We start from the raw sequence: 6,787 nt of genomic DNA on the forward strand, positions 1-6,787 counted from the left end.
CCCCCGGGTGGATCCCGGAGGCGGCCGCCGGGACGTACCGTGGACGGGTAGAGACCCGACGAAGACGGCGGTAGGACGACGTGCGGCTGCAGCGTGACCGGCTACGGACCGAGACCGACGGCCCCATGACGCTGCTGCCGTGGTCCGACGAGGCGGGCGAGCGGGTCGCCGGCCGCGGCCTGGCGGAGAGCCGGCACGACCCGACGGCGCGGGAGACGGCCGGCGTCCGTTTCGTGTTTCTGCTGGCGATGATCGTCATCCAGGCGGACACGATCGCGAATCTGGGCTGGCACGGCGTCGACCTGGTCTCCGTCATCGGCAGCTTCCTGTGCATCATCGGCTGTGTCGCCTGGATCGTCGGCTGGATCGTGCCGTGGCGGTACAGTCCGCACCTCGCGTTGGCCGGCCTGCTCGTGATGGGCACGTTCGGCGCGCTGCTGAGCGGCCTGCTCACCAACCACCTCGGCGCCAGCCCGGCCTTCCCGGCCGCCGCCGCGGTGGTGATCACCTCGCGGTGGCCGACCAAGCGCGCCGCGATCGTCATCGGCTGGTTCCTGCTCGTACTCGTCGCCGCCGCGGCCACGCGGGGCTGGAGTCAGCTGGAGAGCAACGGGCTCGGCTACGGCAGTCTGTTCCTGGGAATGTTCGGCCTCGGAGTCGGCCGACGCGCCTACATCCTGCGCGCGGAGAGCGCTGAGAAGCTCGTGCAGGAGACGGAACGCGCCAACCACGAGCAGGCCCACGCGGCGGCGCTCGCGGAACGCAGCCGGATCGCCCGCGAGATCCACGACGTCCTCGCGCACTCGCTCGCCGCACTGACGGTCCAACTCGAGGCCGCGGACGCCCTACTCGAGTCGGGCAACGAGGGCGGAGTCGAGCGCGCGCACGCATACGTGCAGAAGTCGCGCCGCATCGCGCGCGAAGGCCTCGTCGAGACACGCCGGGCCATCGCGGCGTTGCGCGAGGACGCCCCTCCGCTGCCGGAGCTGCTGCACGGACTCGCCGACGCGTACCGCGGCGACACGGGAGCGCAGGCGTACGTGGAGATCCAGGGCCTGACGCGTCCCGTGCAGGCAGACGCGGGCCTGACCGTCTACCGGGCTGCTCAGGAGTCGCTGACCAACGTCCGCAAGCACGCGCCGGGCGCCACCGTCCGGTTGAAGCTCGTCTACGGCAACGAAGAAGTCATACTCACCGTCGCGAACGGCGCCGCGACGGAACCGCCGAGCGCGCTCGCCGAATCAGGGGGCGGGTACGGCCTGGCAGGTCTGAAGGAGCGCGCCGAGCTGATCGGCGGCAGCCTGGAGGCCGGACCGTACGCCGCGGAGGACCTCGGCGGACCCGGCTGGCGCGTCATCCTGCGCGTCAACAGCTGAGATCCCGGCTATCCTCGGGCGCATGGCCGATGAATCGATTCGCGTCCTGGTGGTGGACGATCAGGCGGCGGTGCGCGAGGGCCTGGCCACGCTGCTCGACCTGACCCCGGGAATAGAGGTCGTCGGCACCGCGCGCGACGGTGCCCAGGCCGTCGAGCTCGTCGCTGAGCACCGGCCGGCCGTGGTGCTGATGGACCTGCACATGCCAGGCGTGGACGGGATCCAGGCGACGGAGCAGATCACGCGCGAGCACCCCGGCGTGCGCGTCGTCGTGCTCACGACGTACGCCGACGACGCCTCGATCCAGGGCGCACTGCGCGCCGGCGCCCTCGGCTACCTGACCAAGGACGCGGACCGCGTGCAGATCGCGCGGGCCGTGCAGGCGGCAGCGGGCGGCCAATCGGTCCTGGACGAGGCCGTCCAGCGCAGGCTCATCGCGGCGATAGGGAGCACGGGCGCGGCGTCAGCCGAGCCGACCCAGACCACTCCGCCGGCATCGTCGGCGCCTCCCGCGGGCCTCACCGCCCGCGAGGTCGACGTGCTGCGCCTGATCGCCGCCGGACGCTCCAACCCCGAGATCGCCAAGGAGCTGTTCGTCTCCGAGGCGACCGTGAAGACGCACATCAACCACGTCTTCGCCAAGACCGGCGCCCGGGACCGGGCCCAGGCCGTCCGCTTCGCCTACGAGCACGGCCTGGTCGCAGACGTCTGACGGGCGGCCCCGCGCACTGCGGGACCGCCCGTCACCTGGTCATACGCTCGCCGTCATCTGGTCATACGCTCGGCCGTCCATGGGGAATGCCGTCGGTCACGGATCAGTCGTCCGTCAGTCACGGATCGGCCGTCCATCACTCACGGGATCAGCCGTTGGTCGCGTTCCCGCAGAGGCTGTCCACCGCGTCGCCCTCCGAGGAGAGCCGGTTCGCGACGGTCTCGAGGTCGGTCGCCGCCGAGCTGTCGCCGTTCCCCACGGCCTTCAGGTCCGTGATCAGCTTGCCGAGGTCGGTGTCGAACGCCTGCAGCTTCGCCTTCACGTCGGCGTGCGTGGCCTCCGCGACGTCCGAGTCGAGCTCGCCCTTGATCGTCTGCATGTCGGAGATCATGGTGTCGAGCGCGGTCTTCACGGAGGTCGAGTCGTTCGAGGACTCGGCGGAGCTCAGCGCGGACTCGTCGGAGTTCAGCTTGCTCTCCATCGACGTGGCGGCGGTCTCGGAGGAGATGCACGCCGGGTCCGCCGCCGTCGAGTTGCCCAGCTTGTAGGCGACGAAGCCGTAGCCGCCCGCGAACACGAGCGAGAGCACGATGCCGACGGTCGCCGCCGTCTTGCCCGCGCCGCCGAGCGCCTTCGCCCGGGTGAGGCCGATGATCGAGAAGATCAGGCCGAGCAGAGGCAGGAAGCACAGGATGGCGCCGGTCAGCGCCAGCCCGTTGGTCTGCTTCGCCGCCGTGCCGCCGTACGGCGCCCCCGCGTACGCCCCGCCGTAGGGGTCGGTGCCGTAGCCCGGCTGGCCGTAGCCCTGCTGCGGCTGACCCGGGATCTGCCCGGAAGCCCCGTACTGCGGCTGCGCGTCGAACTGGCCCGGCGTGCCGAGCGTGGACTGCGACTGGCCGTACGGGTACTGCTGGCCCCCGCTCTGACCCGGCGCCGGAGCGCCGAACTGCGGCTGCGGCTGGGACTGGTCAGGTGCCGGCGCACCGTACTGCGGCTGCGGCTGGCCCGGCACCGGAGCGCCGAACTGCGGCGCCTGCCCGTACTGCTGCTGCTGTCCGCTCCCACCAAACGGCGCCTGTCCCTGGCTCTGTTGCTGCTGCTGACTCTGCTGCGGGTCGTACGGCGGCTGAGCAGCCCCCCACTGATCTGACATGAGTTTTTGTCACCTCGGACTGGTTCATCAAGGGCAGAACGACCGCAGATCCTACAAGCGGACCGCAGACCACCGCGCGATCTCCCACCATTCGCCGCCGAACCGTAACAAGCGCTGCTGAAGTCTCACCCGTCGGACAGCCGGGCACACGATTCACCCGATCGGTCGAAACCGGGCGAATGAAACGCAACCGACGCCCCGTCAGCTCAACCCAAAGGCCTGATACAAACCTCTCATTCCGCACCACCCAAGTCTCGCCACGAACTCCCACCACACCCCCTGGACCAGCCACGACACTCGTCCCGCACCCGCTTCCCGGGCACAATCCTCCCTTGATCGCCGCCACAAGCTCTCGGTTTCCTAACGAACCCCGAGCCCGCGCACGGCCGCTGGCAGTACCGCACCGTTTGTCGGTAAGCTGAGACAGGTACGGTTGTGTCGCGGGCGTGCCACAGGCGCACAGGACTCAAAGAACTGCGGACGGGGCGGTTCGTGCACCTACACAGCGCCCCGCGTTGAGTTGAGCTGATCTGGGGGTACCTGACGTGGGCGCAAGTTTCAAGGTCGAACTGCAGGAGTTGGAGCAGGCGCGCAACACGCTGCAGAACCTGCTCCAGGACGTCTTCACCGACGTGTCGAGCCCGGTCCATCCGGTCACGTTCCAGAACAACACCGCCTCGAGCCTCCAGCAGGGCCACTACAACGCGATCACGTACAAGGTCGCCAACATGGACGGCGGCTCCTCGACGTCGAACTTCGGCCCGATGGACCAGGGCGTCCCCGCCATCACCGCCCTCAACGCGGCCCACGGCGCCGCCCACACCGCGATCCTCTCGCTGATCAACGAGCTGAACGCGCAGATCAACCTGCTCAGCGACCGTGCCACCAAGACGCACCAGGTGTACTCGCAGACCGAGGACGCGCTGCAGGTCAGCGTGACCAACGTCGGCAAGGACATGTGAGACCGAGGGACGGGACGGGAGCGGGCACCCATGGGCGGATTCAACCAGCAGTCGGTCAACGACAACGGCGGCGTGGCCTGGGCGAAGCAGGTCGCGCAGACCATGGATCCAGGCGCCATCGATAGCCAGATCCAGGGCTACCAGGCCGCGGTGAGCTCACTGTCGAGCGTGCAGACAACGCTGCAGAACGTGAAGAACAACCTCGCCTCCTCCTGGTCCGGCGACGCCGCCGAGCAGGCGCAGCAGTCCTTCCAGACGTCGATCAACCACGCGCAGCTCACGCAGGAGACAATCAGCAGCTCCGTCATCCCAGCGCTGCAGAGCGCCAAGTCCGCGCAGCAGACCTACGTCAGCACCATGTCGAGCGTGCAGGACGAGAAGACCGTGCCCCAGAACAGCGTCATCGACGACATAGAGGGTTGGTTCGGCTCCGAAACGCCCGCGCAGAAGGCCGAGAACCACAACACAGCGGTACGAACGCAGGCGGCAGAGGCGCTCAACACGCTGTCGGACAGCTATGAGACCTCTGCGAGTAAGCTCACTGCCGTAGGTGGCAGCCAGGAAACGCTAACCGAGACCGGAAGTAGTGGAGCATACTCGCTCGGCTCTGTCTCTTCCTCTTCCGGTGACGGTGCTGCCAGTGGCTACAGTTCGCGTGTAGGCGGCGGTGGTTCGACTGGCACATCAGGCTACGTCTCATCGTCGCCAACTGGATCGGTTAGCGCTGGCTCCAACCCGAGCACCACGCTCGCGGGTACCTCTGCTAGCCAGACAGCAAATCCGGTAACGGACCCGACCTGGGGAAGTGGCAATCCCACGAGCACCACAACGACCCCCGAGCCCGACCCGATCTGGGGCACGTCAAGTCCCGGCGAGACCGAGACTGGCGGAAACAACTACAACAAGAGCGGCCTCATCACTGACGAACCCCAAGAGGGTGGCGCCAACGGCCTCTCGGAGAACGGCTTCGGCGAAGAAGGGCTCAGCCGGAACTCCGGCTCGCGCGCTGGAGTCTTCGACGAGACCGGCATGAGCGACGGCGAGCTCAACGGCGGTTCGGGGACCGGTGCCCGCGGGCGGACCTCGAGCGGCGATGGTAGCTCGCTGATCGGCGAGGAAGAAGGTGCCAGCGGCGGCTCGACCGAAGGCACTTCATCAGAAAACAGCATGAGCAGAGGCATGGGCCGTGGCGGCGGATTGGTCGGAGACGAGGAGGACCTCGGGTCCTCACGATACTCGCGCGGCCGGTACCTGGGCGTAGACGAAGAGGACGACAATCACTTGTCGTCTCCCATCCGATCGGTGTACGAGGACGCGACCGACGCGGATGGCAATAGGGTGAACATGATGAGCTCAGGGCGCCGCGGTTCTGCTCAGAGCGATGACGAGGAAGACGAGCGCCGGAAGCGCCCGTCGTACTTAAAGGAAGACGACTTTTGGAACGACGCGCAGCGAATCGTGCCCCCGGTCATCCAGTAGCGCGGCGCGCAAAGCGTCTGAGCAGCGCGGCCGTCGCGGCCGCGCTGCTTGGCTTGCCATTGGTGAGTGCCGTACCAGCGCAGGCAAGCGTATCGAGCCAGTGGCCGCTGCAGTATCTAAAGGCAGCCCAGGTCTGGAGCATCTCAAAGGGGTCTGGCACGACAGTCGCGGTCCTCGACACCGGCGTCGCATCACTGCCGGACACGCAGGGAAATCTCCTCCAAGGCGCAAACTTCGGCGGAAGCACGACAAGCTCCGGCAATGGGCAGACTGACCTCTCCGGCCACGGGACAGCAATGGCCGCCATCATTGGCGGCTCCGGCTCGTCGTTCACCCAGGGACTTGCGCCGAGCACAAAGATCCTCCCCGTGATTATTAACGACACCGCGCTCGGCAATCAGCCAGATCAGATGGCCGCCGCGATCGAGTATGCAATTAGTCAGCATGTGTCAGTAATTAATCTGTCGCAGTCCATCGGACAGGACTCTTCTGTTCCGAAGGCTATCCAGGACGCGCTTAATAGCGACATCGTCGTTGTGGCCGCCTCAGGCGACGAGGGCGCATCCACGGTCGATTATCCTGCCGCATACTCAGGAGTTGTCGCCGTAGGGGCTGTCGATCAAAACGGTGCGATCTGGGATAAGTCCAACACGGGCCGGGTCACGCTTGCCGCCCCCGGAGTCGACGTTCCTACGGAGGATAACGTCGGAAGTGCCGCCTCGGGTTCAGGTACGTCTTCGGCCACTGCGTATGTGTCAGCCACGGTGGCGTTGATTCGGGCTGAGCATCCTACCTGGACGGTGGGGCAGGTTATTCGGGACCTCATCGCGACGGCGGATCCGGCTTCGGGGCAGACGGCGGGGCAGCACAGTGATCAGTATGGGTACGGGATCGTCGATCCGCTGAAGGCGCTGCAGGCGTCGGCGCCTAGTGAGACGTCGAATCCGCTAATGACGGCGGCAGGTAGTTCGGCCTCGGCGGTGGCTAGCGCTACGGCGACGGGTGGGGGTGGGTCGGCTTCCGCGTCTAAGGCGGGCTCGGGGCTGGTGATCGGGATCGTCATCGCGGTGGTCGTAGTGCTACTGATCGTCGGGCTGATCGTGGT

6 protein-coding genes are annotated in these 6,787 nt (G+C 67.3%); 5 read left to right on the forward strand and 1 reads right to left on the reverse strand.

Annotation, left to right across the window (positions count from 1 at the left end):
- Positions 1 to 80 precede the first annotated feature (80 nt).
- Both KDK95_RS24330 and KDK95_RS24335 read left to right on the forward strand, forming a co-directional pair.
- Positions 81 to 1,376 (forward strand): sensor histidine kinase, encoded by a 1,296-nt coding sequence (locus tag KDK95_RS24330; protein ID WP_212520593.1) that lies wholly within the window; start codon positions 81 to 83, stop codon positions 1,374 to 1,376.
- 22 nt (positions 1,377 to 1,398) lie between these two features.
- Positions 1,399 to 2,088 carry a response regulator gene (locus KDK95_RS24335; protein WP_212520594.1) on the forward strand — a complete coding sequence of 230 codons (690 nt, stop codon included), beginning with the start codon at positions 1,399 to 1,401 and terminating at the stop codon, positions 2,086 to 2,088.
- Positions 2,089 to 2,236: 148 nt separating this feature from the next.
- On the opposite strand, the gene KDK95_RS24340 is transcribed toward KDK95_RS24335, so the two are convergent.
- Positions 2,237 to 3,241 carry a DUF4190 domain-containing protein gene (locus KDK95_RS24340; RefSeq protein WP_212520595.1) on the reverse strand — a complete coding sequence of 335 codons (1,005 nt, stop codon included), beginning with the start codon at positions 3,239 to 3,241 and terminating at the stop codon, positions 2,237 to 2,239.
- 545 nt (positions 3,242 to 3,786) lie between these two features.
- Here KDK95_RS24340 and KDK95_RS24345 point away from each other — a divergent pair.
- The 3 genes from KDK95_RS24345 to KDK95_RS24355 all read left to right on the forward strand — a co-directional run.
- On the forward strand, positions 3,787 to 4,203 hold the full coding sequence (locus KDK95_RS24345; RefSeq protein ID WP_212520596.1) for a hypothetical protein: 417 nt from the start codon (positions 3,787 to 3,789) through the stop codon (positions 4,201 to 4,203).
- Positions 4,204 to 4,233: 30 nt separating this feature from the next.
- Positions 4,234 to 5,682, forward strand: a complete 1,449-nt coding sequence (locus tag KDK95_RS24350; RefSeq protein ID WP_212520597.1) for a WXG100 family type VII secretion target — start codon at positions 4,234 to 4,236, stop codon at positions 5,680 to 5,682.
- A 62-nt stretch (positions 5,683 to 5,744) separates the two neighbouring features.
- A partial coding sequence (locus KDK95_RS24355; protein ID WP_212520598.1) for a S8 family serine peptidase occupies positions 5,745 to 6,787 on the forward strand: 1,043 nt, incomplete at its 3' end.

The organism is Actinospica acidithermotolerans (genome assembly GCF_018139625.1).
Taxonomy (GTDB): domain Bacteria; phylum Actinomycetota; class Actinomycetes; order Streptomycetales; family Catenulisporaceae; genus Actinospica; species Actinospica acidithermotolerans.

Bases quoted from the DNA above. Each gene is read 5' to 3' on its own strand.
- KDK95_RS24350 (WP_212520597.1), top strand. From the start codon at position 4,234: ATGGGCGGATTCAACCAGCAGTCGGTCAACGACAACGGCGGCGTGGCC.
- KDK95_RS24335 (WP_212520594.1), top strand. From the start codon at position 1,399: ATGGCCGATGAATCGATTCGCGTCCTGGTGGTGGACGATCAGGCGGCG.
- KDK95_RS24340 (WP_212520595.1), bottom strand. From the start codon at position 3,241: ATGTCAGATCAGTGGGGGGCTGCTCAGCCGCCGTACGACCCGCAGCAG.